The organism is Quadrisphaera sp. GCM10027208, assembly GCF_042658805.1.
Lineage (GTDB): Bacteria > Actinomycetota > Actinomycetes > Actinomycetales > SCSIO-59966 > SCSIO-59966.
The window spans coordinates 24,380-46,327 of record NZ_JBHSRC010000007.1; the positions used below are offsets into that span (position 1 = coordinate 24,380).

Below are 21,948 nucleotides of genomic sequence, written 5' to 3' on the forward strand. Positions count from 1 at the left end.
ATCGGGATGGCCTAGCGTCGCGGGCATGCGAGTCCTGGTCGCCCTCGGGGGCAACGCGATGACGGCCGCGGATGGCTCCGCCACACCTGCCGCGCAGATCGCCGCGGTGACCACTGCCGCTCGGCACATCGCAACCCTCGTCACGGCCGGGCACGACGTCGTCCTCACTCACGGCAACGGCCCGCAGGTGGGCAACTTGCTCGTGAAGAACGAGATCGCCGCCAGCGTCGTCCCGCCCGTGCCGCTCGACTGGTGCGGCGCCCAGACCCAGGGCACGATCGGCTTCATCCTGCTCAACGCCCTCGACCGCGCCCTCACCGCGGCCGGCTCCGACCGGCGACCCGCGGCGATCGTCACGCGCACGCTCGTCGACCGCGACGACCCCGGCTTCACCCGGCCGACCAAGCCCGTCGGACGCTACCTGCCCGCCGACGAGGCGCAGACCCTCATCGCCCACGGCCAGACCTGGGAGGACCGCGGTGAGCGGGGATGGCGGCGGGTCGTCGCCAGCCCCGAGCCGCTCGAGGTCCTCGACGCCCCCGTGGTGCGGGCCCTGCTCGACGCCGGCATGATCGTCGTGGCCAACGGCGGAGGCGGGATTCCCGTCGTCCGCGAGCCGGACGGGTCGCTGCGCGGCGTCGAGGCCGTCATCGACAAGGACCTCGGCGCGGTCGTGCTGGCCGAGGCGGTCGGCGCCGAGACCCTCGTCATCGCCACGGACGTCGAGAACGCCGTCGTGGGCTGGGGCACCGCGCAGGCCCGGCCGCTGGGTGAGGTCGGCGTCGGCGAGCTGCGCGAGCTGGCCGGCCAGGGGCACTTCGCCTCCGGCTCCATGGGGCCGAAGGTGGAGGCCGCCTGCCGGTTCGTCGAGGCGTCCGGCCACCGTTCGGTCATCACGTCCCTGGAACGGATCGCCGACGCCCTCGACGGCAACGCCGGCACCGTCGTCCGGCCGGACTGAGCCGGACCCTGACCTGACCACCACCCGACCACCGCACCCGACCACCGCACCCAACCCCTAACCGAGGAGGACACGTGCCACAGCCCATCGAGGTCCGCAAGGTTCCGATCCTGAGCGTCGCCGACGCCTCCGGTCTCGCCGAGCTCATCGACACCGGCGTCATGGACGCCGACCGGGTCATCGCGGTCATCGGCAAGACCGAGGGCAACGGCGGGGTCAACGACTACACCCGGATCATCGCCGACCGCGCGTTCCGTGAGGTGCTCGCCGAGAAGGGCACCCGCTCGATGGACGAGGTGAAGCAGATTCCCATCGTGTGGTCGGGCGGTACCGACGGCGTCATCTCCCCGCACGCGACGGTCTTCGCCACCCTTCCGGAGGACCAGGCCGAGCAGACCGACGAGCCGCGGCTCACCGTCGGCTTCGCGATGAGCGAGACGCTGCTGCCCGAGGACATCGGCCGGACGCCGATGATCACCAAGGTCGCGGACGCCGTCAAGGTCGCCATGGAGCGGGCGGGCATCACCGACCCGGCCGACGTCCACTACGTGCAGACCAAGACCCCGCTGCTCACCATCCACACGATCCGCGACGCCAAGTCCCGCGGCAAGACGGTGTGGACCGAGCACACCCACGAGTCGATGGACCTGTCGAACGGCACCACCGCGCTCGGCATCGCCGTCGCCCTCGGCGAGATCGACATGCCGACTGACGAGGACGTCATGCACAACCGCGACCTGTACTCCGCCGTCGCGTCGTGCTCCTCCGGCGTGGAGCTGGACCGGGCCCAGGTCGTCGTGGTCGGCAACGCCCGGGGCGTCGGTGGCCGGTACCGGATCGGGCACTCGGTGATGCGCGACGCGCTGGACGCCGACGGGATCTGGGAGGCCATCCGGGACGCCGGCCTGGACCTGCCCGAGCGGCCGCACCCCAGCGACATCGGTGGCCGGCTCGTCAACGTGTTCCTCAAGTGCGAGGCCAGCCAGGACGGGACCGTTCGTGGCCGGCGCAACGCCATGCTGGACGACTCCGACGTGCACTGGCACCGGCAGATCAAGGCGGCCGTGGGCGGCGTGACCGCCGCGGTGACCGGCGACCCTGCCGTGTTCGTCTCGGTCTCGGCGGCGCACCAGGGCCCCGACGGTGGAGGCCCCGTCGCGGCCATCGTGGACCTGGGCGCAGGCGAGCCGACCGGGTACCGGGCGCCGAGCGCTCCCTCCGCCTGACCCCTCCTCGGTGATCATGCAATCCCGCCACCCTCGCCGCAGGGTGGCGGGATTGCATGATCACGAACAGGGGTTCTCGGGTGGTCGGGGGTGGATCGTGCAGGGTGGCGGGATTGCATGATCACGAACAGGGGGGTCTCGGGTGGTCGGGGGTGGGTCGTGCGGGGTGGCGGGATTGCATGATCACGGAGGGGTGGCGGTCAGGTAGACAGGTGGACGTCGGCGCGGTCGCGGGTGCCCTCAGCGGCGAAGTGTGCGGCCTCCTGCTCGGCCCACTGCTGCCAGTGCGGACGGAAGGCGTCCCCGTCGCGGGCCATCCCCCGGGCGAACCGGACGGCGCGCGGCGCCTCCACCCAGACGAGCAGGGAGAGGTACGGCGCGCACGCCCGGGCGCCGCTGCCGACACCCTCGACGACGAGCACGTCACCGGCCGGGACGTCGTGCGCCTCGGCGTACCGCCCGGCTGCCCAGTCGAACCGCCGGTAGCGGCCGGGCTCGCCCCGGGCGAGCGGCTCGAGCACCCCCTCGACGAGAAGCGGGACGGCGTCCGCCAGGCCGTCCCAGCCCGGGTACAGGTCGTCCATCCGGACCACCGGCACCGGACCGGCGGCGCCGCCGAGCGCCCCGGCGAGCGCGTCGGCCAGCGTCGACTTGCCCGACCCGCTCGGCCCGTCGACCGCGACCACCCGGGTCCGGCCGGCCCGCGGCGGGCTGCGGCGGACCCGCGCCGCGAGCGCGGCGACGTCTGCGGCTGGCACCGGCACAGGGTAGGCAGCCACCCGCGGCGCCGACCGTAGGCTGACCGCATGACTCTGGCGGTCCGCGTCATCCCCTGCCTGGACGTCGACGCCGGCCGGGTGGTGAAGGGCGTGCGGTTCACCGGTCTGCGCGACGCCGGGGACCCCGTCGAGCTGGCCCGCCGCTACGACGCCGAGGGCGCCGACGAGCTGACCTTCCTCGACGTCACCGCCTCCTCCGCGGACCGGGAGACCACCTACGACGTCGTCCGGCGCACCGCCGAGCAGGTGTTCATCCCGCTGACCGTCGGCGGCGGGGTGCGCACGGTGGCGGACGTCGACCGGCTGCTGCGGGCCGGCGCCGACAAGGTCGGGGTGAACACCGCCGCCGTCGCCCGGCCCGACCTGGTCGCCGAGATCGCCGACCGGTTCGGCTCCCAGGTGCTCGTCGTCTCCCTCGACGTCCGGCGGCGCACCGACGGCGGCGCCGGGTTCGAGGTGACGACCCACGGCGGGCGCACCGGGACCGGGATCGATGCCGTCGAGTGGGCCGCCCGCGTCGCCGAGCTCGGCGCCGGGGAGATCCTGCTCAACTCGATGGACGCCGACGGCACCCAGGAGGGCTTCGACCTCGAGCTGGTGCGGGCGGTGCGGGCGGCGGTCCGGGTCCCGGTGATCGCCAGCGGTGGCGCCGGCGCCGCCGGGCACTTCCCCCCGGCCGTCCAGGCGGGTGCGGACGCCGTGCTGGCCGCCAGCGTGTTCCACTTCCGGCAGCTGAGCGTCGGGGACGTCAAGGAGGCGCTGCGGGCCGCCGGCCACCCCGTGCGCTGACCCCGGATCCTGCGCAGACCTCAGATCCCCAGCGGCGTCCCGCGGAACCGGTCGACCGCGTCGTCCGGGCCGGTCACCTCGACGAGCGCGTGCCCGGTCCGCCCGAACGCGTGCAGCAGCAGCTCCTCCGGCTGGCCGGTGACCGCCACGGAGACGTCACCTCGGCGCACCCGGCGGCGCGGGCCGTCCGGGACGACGAGGACGACGCCGACGGGGGAGTGCCGGTACAGCATCGGCCCCTGCCGGCTCACGATCCGCCACAGCACGTTCCGGTCGGCCTCGGACAGCTCCCGCGGCCGCCAGTCCGGCACCGCGCGGCGCACGTCCTCGAGGTGGACGACGAACTCGCCGGTGTTCGCCGCGTCCCGCAGGCCGGGCAGGGCGAAGGGGCTCCACGCCGGCGGACCGGTGCGCACCTCCTCGACGAGCTCGGTGAACGGGCGGGCCGCGGCCTCACGCCGCACCCGCTCGGTCCAGCCGGCCAGCGGTGGTACGACGACGCCCACCATGCTGTCGGGGCGACGTTCCCGGACGACGAGGTGCGCGGCCAGGTCGCGCGCGTTCCACCCCTCGCAGAGGGTGGGGGCGTCGGGGCCGACGTCGAGCAGGGCGTCGGCCAGGGCGGCACGGCTGTCGCTGGCAAGGCTCACCGGGACATCGTGCCGTCCCCGGCACCGGCCGGCGAGTCGTCCCATGACTGTGCGAGGATGGGGACCCTCTTCGACTCTCCCTACCCCCGTCGGCCCGACGGAGAAGGACTGCCGCGTGCCCGAGACCGCCACCGCTGACCCGCCCCGCCCCGGCAGCCGCCCGCGGCGGCGCGGGGTGCTGCGTCGCGGGGTCCGGGTGCTGTGGCGCGGTATCCGGGACGAGCCGCTGCTGTTCTCGGTCGCCGTGGCCGGGTCGGCCGTCTACGGCGCGGCGACCGCCGCCACCGGGTGGGCGCTCGGCCGGGTCACCGAGGAGGTCATCACCCCCGCCCTCACCGGCGAGGCCACGGTCACCGCCGCGGACGCCTGGCGGGCAGGCGGCGTCCTCGCGCTCATCGCCGTGGTCACCGCGGTCGGCGTCGTCGTCCGGCGGGCTGGTGCCGGCACGACGATGTACGCGCTGCAGGCCCGCTACCGGCGCCGGATCACCCGCCAGTACCTGCGCCTCCCGCTGTCCTGGCACCACCGGCACCCGGCCGGCCGGCTGCTGAGCAACGCCAACGCCGACGTCGAGGCCACCTGGCAGGTGTTCGCGCCGCTGCCGTTCGCCCTGGGCGTGCTCGTCATGCTGCTCGTTGCGGGGGCGGCCATGGTCGCCGCCGACTGGGTGCTCGCGGTCATCGGCCTGCTGGTCCTGCCGGCCATCCTGCTGGCCAACCTCGTCTACCAGCGGTACATGTCGCCGCGGGTCATGCTCGCCCAGCAGCTGCGGGCCGAGGTCTCCGGCGTCGCCCACGAGAGCTTCGACGGCGCCCTGGTGGTCAAGGCCCTCGGCCGTGAGACCGAGGAGACCGAGCGGTTCCGCACCGAGGCCGACCGGCTCCGGCACGCCAACGTCGCGGTCGGGCGGATGCGGGGTGTCTTCGACCCGCTCATCGAGTCCCTGCCCACCCTCGGCACGCTCGCCGTCCTGCTCGTCGGCACGATCCGGATCCGCTCAGGGGCGGCCGGCCCGGGGGACGTCGTCCAGGTCGCCTTCCTGCTCACCCTGCTGGCGTTCCCGGTGCGGGCGATCGGCTGGGTGCTCGGTGAGCTGCCGCGCACCGTCGTCGGCTGGGAGCGGCTCTCGGAGGTCCTGGAGGCTCAGGGGAGCCTGCCGTTCGGGCAGCGGCGGGTGCCGGCGCACGGCCCGGCCGAGCTGCGGCTGCGCGGGGTGGACTACGCGTACACCGGCCCTGACGGCGAGGAGGCGGCCGTCCTGCACGACGTCACCGTCGACGTCGCAGCCGGGTCGACGGTCGCCGTCGTCGGGCCGACCGGCTCGGGCAAGTCCACCCTCGCGGGCCTGCTGGTACGCCTCGTCGACCCCCGTGACGGCCGGGTGCTGCTCGACGGCGTGGACCTCGCCGACCTGGCCCGCGGTGAGGTGGCCGGTACCGCCGCGCTCGTTCCGCAGGGCACGTTCCTGTTCGAGGACACGGTCCGCGGCAACATCACTCTCGGCCTCGAGGAGCAGGGGACCGTCACCGACGAGGACGTGTGGGCGGCGCTGCGGCTCGCCCAGGGAGACGGGTTCGTCGCCGCCCTCCCCGACGGGCTCGACACGCAGGTCGGGGAGCGCGGCGCCACTCTCTCCGGCGGGCAGCGACAGCGCATCGCGCTGGCCCGGGCCCTGGTGCGCCGCCCGAGGCTGCTCGTCCTGGACGACGCCACCTCCGCGGTCGACCCGCGGGTCGAGGCCGCCATCCTGGCGGGGCTGCGCACCTCCGGGCTCGGCACCACGGTCGTCGTCGTGGCCTACCGCCGGGCCACGATCTCCCTGGCCGACGAGGTGATCTACGTGGAGCAGGGCCGGGTCGCCGCCCGTGGAGCGCACGAGGAGCTGGCCCGCACCAGTCCTGGTTACGCCCGGCTCGTCACCGCCTACCAGCGGGACGCGCAGGAGCGGGCCGCCCAGCGGGACGCCGCCCGGGCCGCCGCGACGCAGGAGCCGGCATGAGCGCCGTCACGTCGCCGTCCGACGGCAGCCGGATCGGCTCCGCCGCTGTCCCCGGGATGATCGCCACCGTCCGTCGCGGCCTGCAGCTGTCGCCGGAGATGACCCGCGGCCTGAGCTGGACCCTCGCCCTGGCCGCGGTGAGCACGGTCGGTCGCGTCGTCGTCCCGCTGGCCGTCCAGCAGACCATCGACACCGGGGTGCTCGCCGACGGTGGCCCGGACGTCGCGCGGGTCGCCTGGCTGACCGGGGCCGCCGCGCTCGTCGTCGTGCTCGCCGGGGTCACCTCGTACCTGACGAACGTTCGGCTGTTCACCGCCACCGAGGCGGGACTGGCCGGGCTGCGCACCCGCGCCTTCCGGCACGTCCACGACCTGGCCGTGCTGACCCAGAACACCGAGCGGCGCGGGTCGCTCGTCTCCCGGGTGACCAGCGACGTCGACACGATCTCGATGTTCCTGCAGTTCGGCGGTCTCATCCTGCTGCTGTCGGTGGGGCAGATCGTGCTCGCGAGCGTGCTGATGCTCGTGTACTCCTGGCAGCTGACCGTGCTGGTCTGGCTGACGCTCGTGCCGTTCCTGCTCGCGGTGCGGCCGATGCAGCAGGTCGTCAGCCGCGCCTACGGCCGGGTCCGGGAGCGGGTCGGGGACATGCTCGGCGCGATCTCGGAGTCGGTCGTCGGCGCTGACACCATCCGCGCGTACGCCGTGGAGGAGCGCACCCAGCGCCGCGTCGACGCCGCGGTCGAGGCGCACCGCAAGGACGCCGTCCGCGCCCAGATCGTCACCGCACTGACCTTCTCCAGCGGCGTGCTCGTCTCCGGTCTGGCGATCGCGGTCGTCGTGGTCGGCGGCACCCTGCTGGGGGTGGCCGGTCAGGTCACCCTCGGGGAGCTGCTGGCGTTCCTGTTCCTCGCCCAGCTGTTCACCCAGCCGCTGGTGTCGGCCACCGAGGTGCTCAACGAGATGCAGAACGCGATCGCCGGCTGGCGGCGGGTGCTCGCGGTCCTGGACACCCCGGCGGACGTCGCCGACCCCGGCCCGGACGGCGAGGTGCTGGCGCGCGGGGAGATCACCGTCCGCTTCGAGGGCGTCGGGTACCGGTACCCGGGCGGCGCGGTCGCGCTGCGTGACGTCGACCTGACCATCCCGCCGCGCACGAAGGTGGCCGTGGTCGGGGAGACGGGGTCGGGCAAGACGACGTTCGCCAAGCTGCTCACCCGGCTGATGGACCCGACGACCGGGCGGGTCCTCCTCGACGGCACCGACCTGCGCCGGGTGCGGTTCTCCTCGCTGCGGGAGCGGGTCGTCATGGTGCCCCAGGAGGGGTTCCTGTTCGACGCCAGTCTCGCGGCGAACATCCGGTACGGCCGGCCGACCGCGACCGACACGGACATCCAGACGGCCCTCACCGAGCTCGGCCTGTGGGACTGGGTCGAGGGGCTGCCGCACGGCCTGCGCACCCCGGTCGGCCAGCGCGGGGAGTCCCTGTCGGCCGGGGAGCGCCAGCTCGTCGCCCTCGCCCGCGCCTACCTCGCCGACCCCGACCTGCTTGTCCTCGACGAGGCCACCTCGGCGGTCGACCCGGCGACCGAGGTCCGCATCGCGCGCGCCCTGGACGGCGTGACCGCCGGGCGCACGTCGGTGACCATCGCGCACCGGTTGTCCACGGCCGAGGCCGCCGACCTCGTCGTGGTCGTCGACGCCGGCCGGGTCGTGGAGACCGGACGGCACGAGGACCTCGTTGCCGCCGGCGGGGTCTACGCCCGGCTGCACGAGTCGTGGGCGGCGCAGCAGCGGACGGCATGAGAGCGGCCACGCCCGCGGTGGGAGGATGACCGCCGTGAGCCCGGCACCCCCCTCCGACCTGGACCCCGCGGTCGCGGCACGTCTGCGGCGCACCCCGGACGGCCTGGTCTGCGCCGTCGTCCAGCAGCACGACACCGGCGAGGTGCTCATGGTCGCGTGGATGGACGACGAGGCCCTGCACCGCACCCTGACCACCGGTCGGACCTGGTTCTGGAGCCGCAGCCGCCAGCAGTACTGGCGCAAAGGCGACACCTCCGGTGCCGTCCAGCACGTGCGCTCGGTGCACCTGGACTGCGACGGGGACGCCGTCCTCGTGCAGGTCGAGCAGATCGGCGCGGCCTGCCACACCGGCACCCGCAGCTGCTTCGACGGCCGGCGTCTCGACGCCTCCGGCGCCGACGACGCGGCCGGTGCCGACACCGGCCTGGACGACGCCGCCGGAGGCGACCGGTGACCGGGCCGGGCGACGTCCCACTGGGCCAGGTGTGGCCGGACCTGCCCACGTTCCGCGAGCTGGCCACCGACCGGCGGGTGATCCCGGTCGTGCGCCGGCTGCTCGCCGACGCCGAGACCCCGGTCGGCCTGTACCGCAAGCTGGCCGCGGACGGCCCCGGCACGTTCCTGCTGGAGTCCGCCGAGCACGGCGGGGTGTGGTCGCGGTACTCGATCGTCGGCGTGCGGGCCGGGGCGGTGCTCACCGCCCGGGACGGGCAGGCGGTGTGGCTCGGCGAACCACCGGTCGGCGTCCCCGTCGACGGACCCGTCCTCGACGCTCTCGCCGGCACCCTCGAGGCCCTCGCGACCCCGCGGCTGGCCGGCCTGCCGCCGCTGACCGGCGGGATGGTCGGCGCCGTCGCCTACGACGCCGTGCGGCACTGGGAGCGGATCGGGGACGACGCCCCGGACGAGCTCGGCCTGCCCGACCTGTGCATGTCGCTGGCCACCGACGTCGCAGTGCTCGACCACGCCGACGGCACCGTGCTGCTCGTCGCCAACGCGGTCAACCACGACGACACGGACGAACGCGTCGACGAGGCCTGGCAGGACGCCGTCACCCGGCTGCAGGCGATGACCCGCCGGCTCGCCGAACCGGCCCCCTCGACGGTCACCGGGTACGACCAGGCCGCCGAGCCGCGGCCGCGACGGCGGACCTCCCGGGAGGACTACCTGGCCGCCGTCCGCACCGCCCAGCAGGCGATCCGGGACGGCGAGGCCTTCCAGGTCGTCGTCTCCCAGCGGTTCGACGTCGACTGCCCGGCCGACGCCCTCGACGTCTACCGCTGCCTGCGGGCGTCCAACCCCAGCCCGTACATGTACCTCTACCGGGGACGCACCGCCGACGGCGAGGCGTTCGACGTCGTGGGCTCCAGCCCCGAGGCACTCGTCAAGGTCACCGGCGGCCAGCTGCTGGCCCACCCCATCGCCGGTACCCGGCCCCGCGGCGAGCACCCGGAGGAGGACGCCCGGCTGGCCGAGGACCTGCTCGGCGACGCCAAGGAGCGCGCCGAGCACCTCATGCTCGTCGACCTCGCCCGCAACGACCTGTCCCGGGTCGGCCAGCCGGGCAGCGTCGACGTCGTCGACTTCATGTCGGTGGAGCGGTACAGCCACGTCATGCACCTGGTGTCCACGGTGACCGCGCGGCTGGAGCCCGGGTGCTCGGCGGTCGACGTGCTGCGGGCCGCGTTCCCCGCCGGGACGCTGTCCGGGGCGCCGAAGCCGCGGGCGATGCAGCTCATCGAGCAGCTCGAGCCGGTGCGACGTGGCGTCTACGGCGGGGTCGTCGGCTACCTCGACCTGGCCGGCGACGTCGACCTCGCCATCGCGATCCGCACCGCGGTGATCCGCCACGGCGTCGCCCACGTCCAGGCCGGGGCCGGCGTGGTCGCGGACTCGGTACCCGAGCTCGAGGAGGCCGAGTGCCGGCACAAGGCCGCCGCCGTGCTGGCCGCGGTCGCCCGGGCGGCGACGATGGCGCCGCCCGCGCCGCTGCCCGAACCGATGGCGATGCCGGTCGCCCGGCCGCGCGGCGCCGCGGTCGGCGCCCCCGGGGACCCCCGGTGAGCGCGCCGGTCCGGACGCTGACCCGGGGCCGCGTCGTCCTGCTCGCCGCCCTGCTCGCCCTCGCCCTGCTGCTCGCCGCCGGCCGCCCCTGGCTGCACGCCGACCTCACCGGTCTGCTGGCCGGCACGCCCTCGGTCGCGGTCCCCGGGACGCAGGCCGCTCCGACGGTGCCCGCAGTCGCGGTGGTCGCGCTCGCCGCCGCCGCCGGCCTGAGCATCGCCGGGCGCGTCGGCCGGGTCGCGGCCGCGGTGGCGCTCGGCGCCGGCGGGGTGGCCGCTTCCGCCGCAGCCCTCGCCGCGGCGAACGACCCGGTCGCCCTGGCCTCCGCGGCCGTCGCCACCCGGACGGCCGGGGTACCACTGGCCGCCGAGCAGGTCACCGTGACGGCCTGGCCCGCCGTCGCGGCCGTCCTCGGGGCCCTGCTCGCCGTCCTCGGAGCGGTGGCGGCCGTCGCCGGCCGCGGGTGGGGCGGGGGACGCCGCTACGAGCCGGCCCAGCGGGCCCAGCCGGCCCAGGCGGCCCAGCCGGCCCAGTCCAGCGAGTCGCCCGAGCGGACGGCACCGGACGAGCGGAGCGGCGAGCCGGTCGACGACTGGGACGCCCTCACCCGCGGCGAGGACCCGACCTGACTGACACAATGCCAGTCATGACGACGGACCCACAGTCTCCCCTTCGCCGGCAGACCACGCTCAGCAGCCACCAGGACAAGCCCGCCGGCGGCGGGCACGGCGGCCACGGCCACAGCCTGGCCGCGTGGGTCGCGGTGGCCGTCATGCTCGTCGGGTTCGCGGTGATGTCCTTCGCCGTCGTCGGGACGTCGGTGGGCTGGTTCGTCGGCGGTGTGGTCGTCACCGTCATCGGCGCGGTGCTCGGCAAGGTCCTCTCGGCGATGGGCTTCGGCGCCGGCGGGCGCGACGAGGGCGGCGGCGTGCGCTGACCTCCGTGCGCACTGCCACAGGCCGGACTGCCAGAGGCCGGAGCGTCAGGGGCGGGACCGTCAGGGGTTGCCGAGCCGGTCCTCGATGCAGGCCTGCTGCTCCTCGCTGCTGAGGCTCGGGTCGGCGCAGTCCGCGATGCCCTGCCAGGTGTCGGACTGGAAGAACGTCAGCGCCACGACGGTCACCACGATCGACAGGACCAGCGCGATCGCCGACAGGACGATGCCGGTCAGGGCGACCCCGCCGTTGGTCGCCTCGCCGCGGCGGGCCTTGCCGCGGCCGACGACGCCCAGGACGATGCCGACGACCGCGAGCACCATCGCCACCACGTTCGCGAACGGGATCCAGAACCCGAGCAGGGCCAGGATCCCGAGCACGAGCGCGGCCACGCCGGTGCCGTTGCTCGGTCCCGGTCCTGACCCGGTGTAGCCGCCCGGGCCCGGCGGGTACTGCTGGCCGTACTGCGACTGGCCGTACTGCGGGGGCGCCCCGTACTGCGGCTGGCCGTACTGCGGCCCCCCGTACTGGCCCGGCTGGTACTGCGGCGGCTGGTCCGGCGCGGGCTGGTCCGGTGGCGGCCGGTACGGCTGCGGGTTGTCCGGCTGCTGGCCGTCCGGCTGCGGACCGTTCGGGGTGCTCATCCCCCCACGCTAGCCGCCGAGGGCCCCGGGCGGCCGGGAACGACGCGGTGACGGCGTCTAGCATCGGTGCCGTGACCGTCCTCGACGACATCATCGCCGGCGTCCGGGAGGACCTCGCCGACCGCGAGCGGGCCGTCGACCTCGACCGGCTCAAGGAGCTCGCCCGCCGCGCCCCGGAGGCCCGGGACGCCGTGGCAGCCCTGCGGCCGGTGGACGACGACGGCGCCGGGCGGGTCGCGGTCATCGCCGAGGTCAAGCGGTCCAGTCCGAGCAAGGGTGCGCTGGCCGCCATCGGCGACCCGGCGGGGCTGGCCCGGGACTACGAGGCCGGCGGCGCCTCGGTGATCTCCGTGCTCACCGAGCGGCGACGGTTCGGCGGCACCCTGCAGGACCTCACCGACGTGCGGGCCGCGGTCGACGTGCCGGTGCTGCGCAAGGACTTCGTCGTCACCCCCTACCAGGTGTGGGAGGCCCGGGCCCACGGCGCGGACCTCGTCCTGCTCATCGTCGCGGCCCTCGACCAGCCCACGCTGGTGTCCCTCGTCGAGCGCGTGCACTCACTCGGCATGACCGCCCTGGTCGAGGTGCACGACGCGCACGAGGTGCGGCGTGCCCTCGACGCCGGCGCCCGGGTCATCGGCGTTAACGCCCGCGACCTGCGCACCCTGGAGGTCGACCGGTCGACGTTCGGCCGGCTCGCCGACCTCGTCCCGGACGACGTCGTCAAGGTGGCCGAGTCCGGCGTCCGGGGCCCGCACGACGTCCTGGAGTACGCCCGGGCCGGCGCCCACGCCGTCCTCGTCGGGGAGTGCCTCGTCACCGGCGGTGACCCGCGCGAGGCCGTCGCCGACCTCGTCGCCGCGGGCGCCCACCCCGCGCTGCGGACGGCGCGGCGGTGAGCGCCGGGCTGTCCGGCGAGCGCGGACCGTACTTCGGCCAGTTCGGCGGCCGGTTCGTCCCCGAGGCGCTCATCGGCCCGCTGGCCGACCTCGAGCAGGCCTACGCCGAGGCCGTCGCCGACCCGGCGTTCACCGCCGAGCTCGACCGGCTGCACCGCACCTACACCGGGCGCCCGAGCATCCTCACCGAGGTGCCCCGGTTCGCCGAGCATGCCGGCGGCGCCCGGATCCTGCTCAAGCGGGAGGACCTCAACCACACCGGCTCACACAAGATCAACAACGTGCTCGGTCAGGCGCTGCTGACCCGGCGGATGGGCAAGCCGCGGATCATCGCCGAGACCGGCGCCGGCCAGCACGGGGTCGCCTCGGCCACCGCCGCCGCCCTGCTCGGCCTGGAGTGCGTCGTCTACATGGGCGAGGAGGACACCCGCCGCCAGGCGCTCAACGTGGCCCGGATGCGATTGCTCGGCGCGCAGGTCGTCCCGGTGACGACCGGTTCACGGACCCTCAAGGACGCCATCAACGAGGCCCTGCGGGACTGGGTGACGAACGTCGAGGACACCCACTACCTGCTGGGCACCGTCGCCGGGCCCCACCCCTTCCCGGTGATGGTCCGCGACTTCCACCGAATCATCGGCGTCGAGGCCCGCGCCCAGGTGCTCGACCTCGTCGGCCGGCTCCCGGACGTCGTGGCCGCCTGCGTCGGCGGCGGGTCGAACGCGATCGGCATCTTCCACGCCTTCCTCGACGACCCCGGCGTCCGGCTGATCGGCTACGAGGCCGGTGGCGACGGCGTCGACACCGGGCGGCACGCCGCGAGCATCACCGCCCACCAGGTCGGCGTCCTGCACGGCGCTCGCTCGTACCTGCTCCAGGACGAGGACGGGCAGACCGTCGAGAGCCACTCCGTCTCCGCCGGGCTCGACTACCCCGGCGTCGGACCCGAGCACGCCTGGCTCGCGGACACCGGACGCGCCAGCTACGAGGCGGTCACCGACGCCGAGGCGATGGAGGCCTTCCAGCTGCTGTGCCGCACCGAGGGGATCATCCCGGCGATCGAGAGCGCGCACGCCCTGGCCGGAGCGCTGCGCGTCGGCCGCGAGCTCGGCCCGGACGGCGTCGTCCTGGTCAACCTCTCCGGCCGCGGCGACAAGGACGTCGACACCGCGGCCCGCTGGTTCGGCCTGGTCAGCGACGCCGACCTCGTCCAGTCCGAGGTGGCCCGGGCCGGGGACCCGGCCGAGCACGGCGAGGGGAGCGGCTGGTGAGCGCGGACGGCGGCGGGCGCCGCAGCGGGCCCGCCATCGACGCCGCCACCGGCGCCGGCCGCGCCGCTCTCATCGGCTACCTCCCGGTCGGCTTCCCCGACCTGGCCACCTCCGTGACCGCCGCCCGGGCGATGGTGGCTGCCGGTGTGGACGTCGTCGAGCTGGGCCTGCCGTACTCCGACCCGGTGATGGACGGCCCGGTGATCCAGCAGGCCGCCGACGCCGCACTGCGTGGCGGCACCCGCACCCGCGACGTGCTCTCCGCGGTCGAGCAGGTCGCCGGCACCGGGGCGCCGGTGCTCGTGATGAGCTACTGGAACCCGGTGCTCCGGTACGGCGTCGAGGCGTTCGCCCGTGACCTCGCCGCGGCCGGCGGCGCCGGGCTGATCACCCCGGACCTCGTCCCGGAGGAGGCGGCGGAGTGGGTCGCCGCCGCGGACGCCCACGACCTGGACCGGGTGTTCCTCGTCGCGCCGTCCTCGAGCCCGCAGCGGCTGCGCATCACTGCGGCCGCCAGCCGCGGGTTCGTCTACGCCGCCTCGACGATGGGCGTCACCGGCGCCCGGGCCGCGGTCGGGACCGCCGCTGCCCGGCTCGTCGCGGACACCCGCGCCGCCGGGGCGCAGCGGGTCTGCGTCGGGCTCGGGGTGTCCACCGCCGACCAGGCGGCCGAGGTCGCCGCGTTCGCCGACGGCGTCATCGTCGGCTCCGCCCTCGTCACCCGGCTCGCCGACGGCGGACCGGACGCCGTCGCCGACCTCGCCGTCGACCTGTCCGCCGGTGTGCGCCGCCGGGCTGGAAAGGAGATCCCGTGCTGACCGGCATCCCCAGCCCGCCGGAGGCGGTCTGGTACCTCGGCCCGGTGCCGATCCGCGCGTACGCCCTGGCCATCATCGCCGGCATCGTCGTCGCCGTCTGGCTCGGTGAGCGTCGCTGGGTGGCCCGCGGCGGCGAGCCCGGCACGGTCGCCGACATCGCCGTGTGGGCGGTCCCGTTCGGGGTCGTCGGCGGCCGGCTCTACCACGTGGTGTCCAGCCCGGACGCCTACTTCGGTCCGGACGGCGACCCCGCCCGGATCATCCGGATCTGGGAGGGCGGCCTCGGCATCTGGGGGGCGGTCGCCCTGGGGGCCGTCGGGGCCGCGATCGGCGCCCGCCAGGCCGGCGTCCGGCTGGCGCCGCTGGCGGACGCGGTCGCCCCCGGCATCCTGCTCGCCCAGGCCGTCGGCCGGCTCGGTAACTGGTTCAACCAGGAGCTGTTCGGCCGGCCCACCGACCTGCCCTGGGGGCTGGAGATCGACCCCGAGCACCGGCCGGCCGGCTACGAGCAGGTCGCCACCTTCCACCCGACGTTCCTGTACGAGATGGTGTGGAACGTCGCCGCAGCCCTGCTGCTCATCTGGCTGGACCGCAGGTACCGGCTCGGGCACGGCCAGGTGTTCTGGGGCTACGTCGTCCTCTACACCCTGGGGCGGGTGTGGATCGAGGCGCTGCGGATCGACCCCGCCGAGCAGGTGCTCGGCCTGCGGCTCAACATCTGGACGTCGGTGCTGGTCGGCCTCGTCGGCGTCGTCGGCTTCGTCGTGAGCCGGCGCCGCCACGGCGCCCGCGGGCCGGACGGGCCGGAGGCGGTCCGCCGGGACGCCGTCGCGGCACCCGCTGACGAGGCGTCCGCATCCTGAGACGATTTGCCCGCGTGGTGGTACCCGACCACGGGCTTGTGATGTAAAGTCCTCGCCAAGTAACGGGGCCAGCGACGTCCCCACCCCTCTCGGGAGCCGGCCGGCTCCCCGCCAAACCGGACGTCGACCGTGCTGTTCCAGCCCTCGCCGGCGTCCCCGTCAGGACGGTGCTGATGGACCTCTCGGTGCACGACGACCCGACCCGATCCCCGGTCCGGCGGTTCTCCGCCGTCCCGCAGGCCCAGGGCCTGTACGACCCGGTCGCCGAGCGGGACGCTTGCGGGGTGGCCTTCGTCGCCACCCTGCGCGGCGAGGCCGGGCACGACGTCGTCGAGCACGCCCTCACCGCGCTGCGCAACCTCGACCACCGGGGTGCCGTCGGTGCCGAGGCGGACACCGGTGACGGCGCGGGCATCCTCACCCAGGTCCCCGACGCGTTCCTGCGCGAGGTGAGCGGCCTGGACCTGCCGGCGCGCGGCACCTACGCGGTCGGCACCGCCTTCCTGCCGGACGACGACGCCGAGGCCGCCGCCGCGGTGGCGGGGATCGAGCGGCTGGCCGACCAGGAGGACCTGCGGGTGATCGGGTGGCGCGACCTCCCGGTGGCCGCCGACCTCGTCGGCGCCGCCGCCCGCGCGTGCATGCCCCGGTTCCGCCAGGTGTTCGTGGCCGCCCGCCGGCTGCCGGTGCAGGGGATCGCGCTGGACCGGATGGCGTTCCGGCTGCGCAAGCGGGCCGAGCGCGAGCTCGGCGTGTACCTGCCCTCGCTGTCCTGCCGGACCCTGGTCTACAAGGGCATGCTGACGACCACCCAGCTCGAGCCGTTCTTCCCCGACCTGTCCGACCGGCGCTACGTCACCGAGCTGGCGCTCGTGCACTCGCGGTTCTCTACGAACACGTTCCCGTCGTGGCCGCTGGCGCACCCGTACCGGTTCATCGCCCACAACGGTGAGATCAACACCGTCACCGGCAACCGCAACTGGATGCGGGCCCGGGAGTCGAGCCTGGCCAGCGACGTGATCCCCGGCGACCTCGCCGACCTCGCCCCGGTGTGCACCCCGGGGGCGAGCGACTCCGCGACCTTCGACGAGGTGCTCGAGCTGCTGCACCTCGGCGGGCGGTCGCTGCCGCACGCCGTCCTCATGATGATCCCCGAGGCCTGGGAGAACCACGAGCAGATGGACCCCGCCCGCCGGGCCTTCTACGAGTTCCACTCGATGGTCATGGAGCCGTGGGACGGCCCGGCCGCCGTGGCGTTCACCGACGGCACCGTCATCGGCGCGGTCCTGGACCGCAACGGCCTGCGCCCGGCCCGGTACGTCGTCACCGACGACGGCCTGGTCGTGCTGGCCTCCGAGACCGGCGTCCTGGACCTCGACCCCGCCCGGGTGGTGCGCCGCGGCCGGCTGCAGCCGGGCCGGATGTTCCTCGTCGACACCGCGCACGGGCGCATCGTCGACGACGACGAGGTCAAGGCCGAGCTGGCCGCCCAGCACCCGTACGACGAGTGGCTGCACGCCGGGGTGATCCGGCTCGAGGACCTGCCCGAGCGTGAGCACGTCGCGCACACGCACTCCTCGGTCACCCGCCGCCAGCAGACCTTCGGGTACACCCAGGAGGAGCTGCGCGTCCTGCTGCGGCCGATGGCCGCCACCGGCGCCGAGCCGATCGGGTCGATGGGTACCGACACCCCGGTCGCCGTGCTGAGCGAACGGCCCCGGCTGCTGTTCGACTACTTCACCCAGCTGTTCGCCCAGGTCACCAACCCCCCGCTGGACGCGATCCGCGAGGAGCTCGTCACCTCGCTGGGCACCGTGCTGGGCCCGCAGCACAACCTCCTGGCCGCGGGACCGGCGCACTGCCGTCAGCTCGTGCTGCCGTTCCCGGTCATCGACAACGACGACCTCGCCAAGATCGTCCACATGAACCGCGAGGGCGACCTGCCCGGCTACGCGACGCTGACCGTGCGGGGCCTGTACCCGGTGCACGAGGGCGCCGCCGGCCTCGCCCGCCGGCTGGACGAGATCTGCGCCGAGGTCTCCGCGGCGATCGCGGACGGCGTCCGGTTCGTCGTCCTGTCCGACCGCGACTCCGACGCGCAGTGGGCGCCGATCCCGTCGCTGCTGCTCACCGGCGCCGTCCACCACCACCTCATCCGGGAGCGCACCCGTACCCAGGTGGGCCTGCTCGTCGAGGCCGGGGACGTCCGCGAGGTGCACCACGTGGCGCTCCTGGTCGGGTACGGCGCCGGGGCGGTCAACCCGTACCTGGCGATGGAGTCCGTCGAGGACCTGGCCCGCAGCGGCCGGCTCGGCGACGTCGCCCCCGAGCAGGCGGTCCGCAACCTCCTGCGAGCACTCGGCAAGGGTGTGCTCAAGGTGATGAGCAAGATGGGGGTGTCGACGGTGGCCTCCTACCGCGGCGCCCAGCTGTTCGAGGCCATCGGACTGGGGCCCGAGGTGGTCGACCGGTACTTCACCGGGACGACCAGCCGGCTTGGCGGCGTCGGCCTCGACGTCCTCGCCGAGGAGGTCCGCCGGCGGCACGCCACCGCCTACCCGGTCAGCGGCGTGAGCACCGCGCACCGCACCCTCGAGGTCGGCGGGGAGTACCAGTGGCGCCGCGAGGGCGAGCCGCACCTGTTCGACCCGGAGACGGTGTTCCGGCTCCAGCACGCCACCCGCGCCCGGCGCTACGACGTCTTTCGCGCCTACACCCGCCGGGTCGACGACCAGTCCCGCCGGCTGATGACCCTGCGCGGGCTGCTCCAGCCCGTCACCGGCCGCGAGCCCGTGCCGGTCGAGGAGGTCGAGCCGGTGTCCTCGATCGTCCGGCGCTTCTCCACCGGCGCGATGAGCTACGGGTCCGTGTCCGCCGAGGCGCACGAGACCCTCGCCGTCGCGATGAACCGGCTCGGCGGCCGGTCCAACACCGGCGAGGGCGGCGAGGACGTCGAGCGGCTGCTCGACCCGGCCCGCCGGTCGGCCGTCAAGCAGGTCGCCTCCGGCCGGTTCGGCGTGACCAGCGCCTACCTCACCTACGCCGACGACCTCCAGATCAAGATGGCGCAGGGCGCCAAGCCGGGGGAGGGCGGCCAGCTGCCCGGGCCGAAGGTGTACCCGTGGATCGCCCGCACCCGGCACTCCACGCCGGGGGTCGGGCTCATCTCCCCGCCGCCGCACCACGACATCTACTCCATCGAGGACCTGGCCCAGCTCATCCACGACCTCAAGAACGCCAACCCCGCCGCCCGGGTGCACGTCAAGCTCGTCTCAGAGGTCGGCGTGGGCACCGTCGCGGCCGGGGTCAGCAAGGCGCACGCGGACGTCGTCCTGATCAGCGGGCACGACGGCGGCACCGGGGCGAGCCCGCTCACCTCCCTCAAGCACGCCGGGGCGCCGTGGGAGCTGGGTCTGGCCGAGACCCAGCAGACGCTGCTGCTCAACGGCCTGCGGGACCGGATCGTCGTCCAGGTCGACGGTCAGCTCAAGACCGGTCGGGACGTGCTCATCGCCGCCCTGCTCGGCGCCGAGGAGTACGGCTTCGCCAGCGCCCCCCTCGTCGTCAGCGGCTGCGTCATGATGCGCGTCTGCCACCTCGACACCTGCCCGGTCGGGATCGCGACCCAGAACCCCGAGCTGCGGGCCCGGTTCAGCGGCCGGCCGGAGTTCGTCGAGACGTTCTTCGAGTACCTCGCCCAGGAGGTCCGCGAGCACCTCGCCGCGCTCGGGCTGCGCAGCCTCGACGAGGCGATCGGCCGGGTGGACCTGCTCGACACCCGCGCCGCCGTCGAGCACTGGAAGGCGGCCGGCCTCGACCTCGCCCCGGTGCTGCACCTGCCCGACCTGCCCGAGGGCACCCCGCTGCGCCAGACCGTGCCCCAGGACCACGGCCTGGCCAAGGCGCTGGACAACCAGCTCATCGCCCTGGCCGCCGACGCCCTGGAACGCGCCGAGCCGGTGCGGATCGACCTGCCGGTGCGCAACGTCAACCGGACGGTCGGCACCATGCTCGGCCACGAGGTGACCCGCCGGTACGGGCCCGACGGCCTGGCGGACGGCACGATCCAGGTCACCCTGCGCGGCTCGGCCGGGCAGTCGCTCGGGGCGTTCCTGCCCCGGGGGATCACCCTGCGGCTCGAGGGGGACGCCAACGACTACGTCGGCAAGGGCCTGTCCGGCGGCCGGGTCGTCGTCCGGCCGGACCCGGCAGCGCCGTACCCGGCCGAGCGCAACACGGTGGCGGGCAACGTCATCGGGTACGGGGCCACCTCCGGGGAGCTCTTCCTGCGCGGGGTCGTCGGCGAGCGGTTCTGCGTCCGGAACTCCGGCGCCACCGCGGTCGTCGAGGGGGTCGGCGACCACGCCTGCGAGTACATGACCGGCGGCACCGTGCTCGTGCTCGGCCCCACCGGCCGCAACGTCGGCGCCGGGATGTCCGGCGGCACCGCCTACGTGCTCGACCTCGACCCGGGCCGGGTCAACCCGCAGGCGCTCGCGGCGGGCGAGCTGCTGCTCGACCCGCTCGACGACGACGACCTCGCCGTCGTCGAGGACCTGCTGCGCCGTCACCACGAGGAGACCGGCTCCCCGGTCGCCGCCCGGCTGCTCGCGGACCTCCCCGGCTGCCGCGGCCGGTTCACCCGCGTGCTCCCGCGCGAGTACGCCCGCGTCCGCGCCGTCCGCGCGGCCGCCGCCGCCGAGGGACTCGACCCCGACGGCGACGTCGCCTGGTCCCGGATCCTGGAGGACACCCGTGGCTGACCCCCGAGGCTTCCTGACCTGGCGCGAGCGCGAGCTGCCGCCCCGCCGGCCGGTCCCGGTGCGCATCCGGGACTGGCGCGAGGTGCAGAGCGAGCAGCCCGAGGAGCAGCTGCGTCGTCAGGCCGGCCGGTGCATGGACTGCGGCATCCCGTTCTGCCACCACGGCTGCCCGCTGGGGAACCTCATCCCGGAGTGGAACGACCTGACCTGGCGCGGCGACGACCGGGAGGCCGTCGAGCGGCTGCACGCGACGAACAACTTCCCGGAGTTCACCGGCCGGCTGTGCCCCGCGCCGTGCGAGACCGCCTGCGTGCTGGGGATCAACCAGCCGCCGGTCACCATCAAGCAGGTCGAGGTGTCGATCGCCGACACCGCGTGGGAACGCGGCTGGGTGCAGCCCCAGCCCCCCGAGCGGCTGTCCGGGCGGACGGTCGCCGTCGTCGGGTCGGGTCCGGCGGGCCTGGCCGCCGCCCAGCAGCTCACCCGCGCCGGACACACCGTCGTCGTCCTGGAGCGGGCCGACCGCGTCGGCGGGCTGCTGAGGTACGGCATCCCCGAGTTCAAGATGGAGAAGCGGCACCTCGACCGCCGGATCGACCAGATGCTGGCCGAGGGCACCCGGTTCCGCACCGGTGTCGTCGTCGGCGGCGACGCCCCCGGTGACCTCAGCGGACGGCAGCTGCTCGACCGCTACGACGCCGTCGTCCTGGCGGTGGGGGCGACCGCCCGCCGGGACCTGCCGGTCCCCGGCCGGGACCTCACCGGGGTGCTGCAGGCGATGGAGTACCTGCCGCCGGCCAACCGCGCCGCGCTCGGCGAGGACCCCCCGGACCTCGTGTCGGCGGCGGGCAAGGACGTCGTCATCATCGGCGGCGGCGACACCGGCGCAGACTGCCTCGGCACCGCCCTGCGCCAGGGTGCCCGCTCGGTGACCCAGCTGGAGATCATGCCGCGTCCGCCGCAGGAGCGCCCAGCGGACCAGCCGTGGCCCACCTACCCGATGACGTTCCGGGTCTCCAGCGCCCACGAGGAGGGCGGCCGGCGGGAGTACGCCGTGTCCACCACCGAGCTCGTCGACGACGGCACCGGGGCGGTCGGGGCGCTGCGACTGGTGGAGGTCCGCCGGGGCGCCGGCGGGTTCGAGCCCGTACCAGGCACGGAGCGGGAGATCCCCGCCCAGCTGGTCCTGCTCGCCCTGGGCTTCACCGGCCCGGAGCGCTCCGGACTGCTCGACCAGCTCGGCGTCGAGCTCGACGAGCGCGGCGCGATCCGGCGCGACGAGTCCTTCGCGTCCACCCGGCCAGGGGTCTTCGTGGCCGGCGACGCCGGTCGCGGGCAGTCGCTCATCGTCTGGGCGATCGCCGAGGGGCGCGCCTGTGCCGCCGCCGTCGACACCTGGCTCACCGGCCGGCCCTCGCAGCTGCCGGCACCGGTCCGGCCGACGGACCGCCCGCTGAGCGTGTGACCGACCGGGCCTAGGGTTGG

At 74.9% G+C, this 21,948-nt stretch carries 18 protein-coding genes; 15 read left to right on the plus strand and 3 right to left on the minus strand.

Annotated elements, in window-relative coordinates; genetic code table 11:
• Positions 1-25 precede the first annotated feature (25 nt).
• Positions 26-961 (plus strand): carbamate kinase, encoded by a 936-nt coding sequence (locus ACFP6A_RS11705; RefSeq protein ID WP_379603736.1) that lies wholly within the window; start codon positions 26-28, stop codon positions 959-961.
• Between the two features lie 74 nt (positions 962-1,035).
• Entirely contained in the window at positions 1,036-2,187 is a 1,152-nt protein-coding gene (locus tag ACFP6A_RS11710; RefSeq protein ID WP_379603738.1) for a ring-opening amidohydrolase, read from the plus strand.
• A 200-nt stretch (positions 2,188-2,387) separates the two neighbouring features.
• Here ACFP6A_RS11710 and ACFP6A_RS11715 read toward each other — a convergent pair whose 3' ends face one another.
• Complete coding sequence (locus tag ACFP6A_RS11715) at positions 2,388-2,945, minus strand: hypothetical protein (protein WP_379603740.1); 558 nt, start codon at positions 2,943-2,945, stop codon at positions 2,388-2,390.
• A 48-nt stretch (positions 2,946-2,993) separates the two neighbouring features.
• Between ACFP6A_RS11715 and hisF the strand changes: the two genes are divergently transcribed.
• Positions 2,994-3,755 carry an imidazole glycerol phosphate synthase subunit HisF gene (gene hisF / locus ACFP6A_RS11720; protein ID WP_379603741.1) on the plus strand — a complete coding sequence of 254 codons (762 nt, stop codon included), beginning with the start codon at positions 2,994-2,996 and terminating at the stop codon, positions 3,753-3,755.
• Positions 3,756-3,775: 20 nt separating this feature from the next.
• Here hisF and ACFP6A_RS11725 read toward each other — a convergent pair whose 3' ends face one another.
• Positions 3,776-4,405, minus strand: a complete 630-nt coding sequence (locus tag ACFP6A_RS11725) for a TIGR03085 family metal-binding protein (RefSeq protein WP_379603743.1) — start codon at positions 4,403-4,405, stop codon at positions 3,776-3,778.
• Between the two features lie 115 nt (positions 4,406-4,520).
• Between ACFP6A_RS11725 and ACFP6A_RS11730 the strand changes: the two genes are divergently transcribed.
• From ACFP6A_RS11730 to ACFP6A_RS11755, 6 genes are read left to right on the plus strand one after another with little or no spacing between them, the layout of a single operon-like run.
• A complete protein-coding gene (locus ACFP6A_RS11730; RefSeq protein ID WP_379603745.1) occupies positions 4,521-6,404 on the plus strand; it encodes an ABC transporter ATP-binding protein in 1,884 nt (627 codons plus the stop codon).
• Entirely contained in the window at positions 6,401-8,209 is a 1,809-nt protein-coding gene (locus ACFP6A_RS11735) for an ABC transporter ATP-binding protein (RefSeq protein WP_379603747.1), read from the plus strand. Before ACFP6A_RS11730 ends, ACFP6A_RS11735 begins: the two co-directional genes overlap by 4 nt.
• Before the next feature lie 25 nt (positions 8,210-8,234).
• On the plus strand, positions 8,235-8,663 hold the full coding sequence (hisI, locus tag ACFP6A_RS11740) for a phosphoribosyl-AMP cyclohydrolase (RefSeq protein WP_379603749.1): 429 nt from the start codon (positions 8,235-8,237) through the stop codon (positions 8,661-8,663).
• Positions 8,660-10,273 carry an anthranilate synthase component I gene (locus ACFP6A_RS11745; protein ID WP_379603751.1) on the plus strand — a complete coding sequence of 538 codons (1,614 nt, stop codon included), beginning with the start codon at positions 8,660-8,662 and terminating at the stop codon, positions 10,271-10,273. Before hisI ends, ACFP6A_RS11745 begins: the two co-directional genes overlap by 4 nt.
• On the plus strand, positions 10,270-10,902 hold the full coding sequence (locus tag ACFP6A_RS11750; protein ID WP_379603752.1) for a Trp biosynthesis-associated membrane protein: 633 nt from the start codon (positions 10,270-10,272) through the stop codon (positions 10,900-10,902). The genes ACFP6A_RS11745 and ACFP6A_RS11750 overlap by 4 nt, the downstream gene beginning before the upstream one ends.
• 17 nt (positions 10,903-10,919) lie before the next feature.
• Positions 10,920-11,210 carry an HGxxPAAW family protein gene (locus ACFP6A_RS11755; RefSeq protein ID WP_379603754.1) on the plus strand — a complete coding sequence of 97 codons (291 nt, stop codon included), beginning with the start codon at positions 10,920-10,922 and terminating at the stop codon, positions 11,208-11,210.
• A gap of 60 nt (positions 11,211-11,270) precedes the next feature.
• On the opposite strand, the gene ACFP6A_RS11760 is transcribed toward ACFP6A_RS11755, so the two are convergent.
• Entirely contained in the window at positions 11,271-11,852 is a 582-nt protein-coding gene (locus tag ACFP6A_RS11760; RefSeq protein ID WP_379603756.1) for a DUF4190 domain-containing protein, read from the minus strand.
• A 71-nt stretch (positions 11,853-11,923) separates the two neighbouring features.
• On the opposite strand from ACFP6A_RS11760, the gene trpC reads away from it, so the two are divergent.
• From trpC to ACFP6A_RS11790, 6 genes are all read left to right on the plus strand, one after another.
• Entirely contained in the window at positions 11,924-12,751 is an 828-nt protein-coding gene (trpC, locus tag ACFP6A_RS11765) for an indole-3-glycerol phosphate synthase TrpC (RefSeq protein ID WP_379603758.1), read from the plus strand.
• Positions 12,748-14,019, plus strand: coding sequence for a tryptophan synthase subunit beta (trpB, locus tag ACFP6A_RS11770; protein ID WP_379603760.1), 1,272 nt, complete (start codon positions 12,748-12,750; stop codon positions 14,017-14,019). The genes trpC and trpB overlap by 4 nt, the downstream gene beginning before the upstream one ends.
• Entirely contained in the window at positions 14,016-14,837 is an 822-nt protein-coding gene (gene trpA, locus ACFP6A_RS11775; RefSeq protein ID WP_379603761.1) for a tryptophan synthase subunit alpha, read from the plus strand. Before trpB ends, trpA begins: the two co-directional genes overlap by 4 nt.
• The gene (gene lgt / locus ACFP6A_RS11780) at positions 14,831-15,700 is read left to right on the plus strand and encodes a prolipoprotein diacylglyceryl transferase (protein WP_379603763.1); all 870 of its coding nucleotides are present in this window, start codon (positions 14,831-14,833) and stop codon (positions 15,698-15,700) included. The genes trpA and lgt overlap by 7 nt, the downstream gene beginning before the upstream one ends.
• A 173-nt stretch (positions 15,701-15,873) precedes the next feature.
• On the plus strand, positions 15,874-20,463 hold the full coding sequence (gltB, locus tag ACFP6A_RS11785) for a glutamate synthase large subunit (protein ID WP_379603765.1): 4,590 nt from the start codon (positions 15,874-15,876) through the stop codon (positions 20,461-20,463).
• Positions 20,456-21,928, plus strand: coding sequence for a glutamate synthase subunit beta (locus tag ACFP6A_RS11790; RefSeq protein WP_379603767.1), 1,473 nt, complete (start codon positions 20,456-20,458; stop codon positions 21,926-21,928). Before gltB ends, ACFP6A_RS11790 begins: the two co-directional genes overlap by 8 nt.
• Positions 21,929-21,948: the final 20 nt, after the last annotated feature.